The organism is Shewanella sp. SM101 (genome assembly GCF_025654465.1).
Classification (GTDB): Bacteria; Pseudomonadota; Gammaproteobacteria; order Enterobacterales; family Shewanellaceae; genus Shewanella; species Shewanella oncorhynchi.
Map to the genome: position 1 here is coordinate 1 of NZ_JAKKRH010000110.1, position 2,113 is coordinate 2,113.

Below are 2,113 nucleotides of genomic sequence, written 5' to 3' on the forward strand. Positions count from 1 at the left end.
TTAGTTCATACCTAACGGGTCTTTTTATGGCTACTCCTACTAACAAAACACAGCGTATTACTCTTAGTCTCCCCTCTTCGGTTGTCTCCGATTTGGATTTTCTCTCTAAGGCTTTAGGTGTTTCGCGTTCTGCTTTCGTAAGCGCTGCCTTTGCTGATTTGCTTCCTCCTCTTGTTCCACTCGCTTCCATTACTTCAAAGTCCTCTGAGACCGATTCTAAGCGTTATCGTGGGGAGTTTATTGCCGAGCTCAATAAGGCTATTGAGCGTTTAAACTCTGGTGTTGAGGGGTTACAAGATGACCTGTTCAAGAAGTAAGGTTTTTTGTGACTGGTTAGACGTTACCTGTCACCCTGAGCTGAGCTTTATCCCTACGGTCGAGGCTTTCCTTGCATACCATTTCTTCCCCGTCATTTTTAGCGCTGACGGTAGAACCGGTTACAAGATTGGTGAGGGCGTCTTGATACTTGAATGCAAGCGCATGTGGCACCGTTCTAGCTGCTCTGGTTCATCTGTTCGGGAGCTCGAGTCCAAGGGCATCTTTAGGGATTATGTCAATATCTTGGGTTCTGTTGGGCATAACGTCACTCGTCTTGATGCCGCTGTTGATTTGGGTATAGATGCGCCTGGCTTCCTTCGTAAACTTGAGCAGGCCTATCCCGACGATCTCTTTAGTTTCGGTCGCAAGGCTTTACGCGTTACCCGCCTGTACTCTGCACGCGCCTCTGATAGGGCTCTTACAGGTACTTGGTACGCTGGGCACCGTAGTTCTGCTCGTGTCACTGGTAGGGTTTACGACAAGCAGGCTGAGGCGTTTGAAAAGCGTGGTGAACTGCTACCGCCTACCACCCGTATTGAGCTAACCTTTAAGAAGGATTACAACTGCTCACTTTACGACGTGCTTATGCCTGAATCACTGTTCTACTCACACGCCTCTCCTAAGCTTCTTGATGCTCCTGAGGGTGTTTACATCCCAGACTGGGCTTCTAGGGGTCTAGTCCCTTGGGTCTCCGAGCCTAAGGACTACACGCTTACGCTTGAGCGTTTTGATTATCGCGTGTCTAGCTCGCCTGAGTTGCTTAAACTCGCTGAGCTTGGCGCTCAATTTGGTGATGGTGGTAAAGCCATTATCATGCGTCACTTTGAGAAGTTACTCTCTAGTGCGCTACACGCCGCCCAAGAGGTGGTTTGATTCGCTAGGGAACAAAGCGTCAACTTTGCCCCTAGCTAAACACAACTAACTGTATGGAGTTAACTATGTCTAATACCGATTTTACCCTAGAACACGCTAAAACACTCTTACGCCAGTCTGAACAACTTGCTCAGGCCTTATCCCTCGTTCATGAGCAAGATCTCTCAGCAGCTGATTACAGCTCGCTCCAGACCATGACCTGCACTCTGCTTACCACGCTAATTAGTGGGCTAGAGACTGCGATTGCTGTCATTGGCGTTGTCGAGCTAGGGGGAATGGGGGAAGCCCCCATGCCAAGCGCTCTTGAGCCCTTGCCCTGCTAGACGCTTTTAAATCCCCAGACTTACAGCGCTGATACTGCTAAACGGCCGTAGGCAAAACCAGCTTACAGGCCGTTTTCTTTAGTTCCGATAATAACTCTTATCAAAAGTAACCTTATCTAGTTCTCCCACGTCTTTTTAGGGCAGGGGCGACTCCTCTGGCCCGTGAGGGGTTTGAGGAGTGCCCCTGCTTTGAATAGTCGCTATGGTAATACCGACTATTCGTTTACCATGTTTAATATTAATTGCCGTAACCTATTGATATCGCCCTTTAAATCTGTTTTTGTCTATTTTCTTTATTTTTCTTAGTTCATACCTATTGTTTTCCTCTTAGTTCATACCTATACTGTGGTTTAGTTCATACCTAACGGGTCTTTTTATGGCTACTCCTACTAACAAAACACAGCGTATTACTCTTAGTCTCCCCTCTTCGGTTGTCTCCGATTTGGATTTTCTCTCTAAGGCTTTAGGTGTTTCGCGTTCTGCTTTCGTAAGCGCTGCCTTTGCTGATTTGCTTCCTCCTCTTGTTCCACTCGCTTCCATTACTTCAAAGTCCTCTGAGACCGATTCTAAGCGTTATCGTGGGGAGTTTATTGCCGAGC

4 protein-coding genes are annotated in these 2,113 nt (G+C 47.5%); all 4 read left to right on the top strand.

The features are described from left to right. Positions 1 to 317: ribbon-helix-helix domain-containing protein (locus tag L5M38_RS24030; protein ID WP_263180537.1), on the top strand; the 317-nt coding region annotated here is incomplete at its 5' end. Then, positions 298 to 1,191 carry a hypothetical protein gene (locus L5M38_RS24035; RefSeq protein ID WP_263180538.1) on the top strand — a complete coding sequence of 298 codons (894 nt, stop codon included), beginning with the start codon at positions 298 to 300 and terminating at the stop codon, positions 1,189 to 1,191. The genes L5M38_RS24030 and L5M38_RS24035, both read left to right, overlap by 20 nt. 65 nt (positions 1,192 to 1,256) lie before the next feature. Further along, positions 1,257 to 1,514 (top strand): hypothetical protein, encoded by a 258-nt coding sequence (locus tag L5M38_RS24040; protein WP_263180539.1) that lies wholly within the window; start codon positions 1,257 to 1,259, stop codon positions 1,512 to 1,514. Positions 1,515 to 1,890: 376 nt separating this feature from the next. Further along, positions 1,891 to 2,113 (top strand): ribbon-helix-helix domain-containing protein (locus tag L5M38_RS24045; RefSeq protein WP_263180540.1); only part of this gene is annotated, 223 nt, incomplete at its 3' end.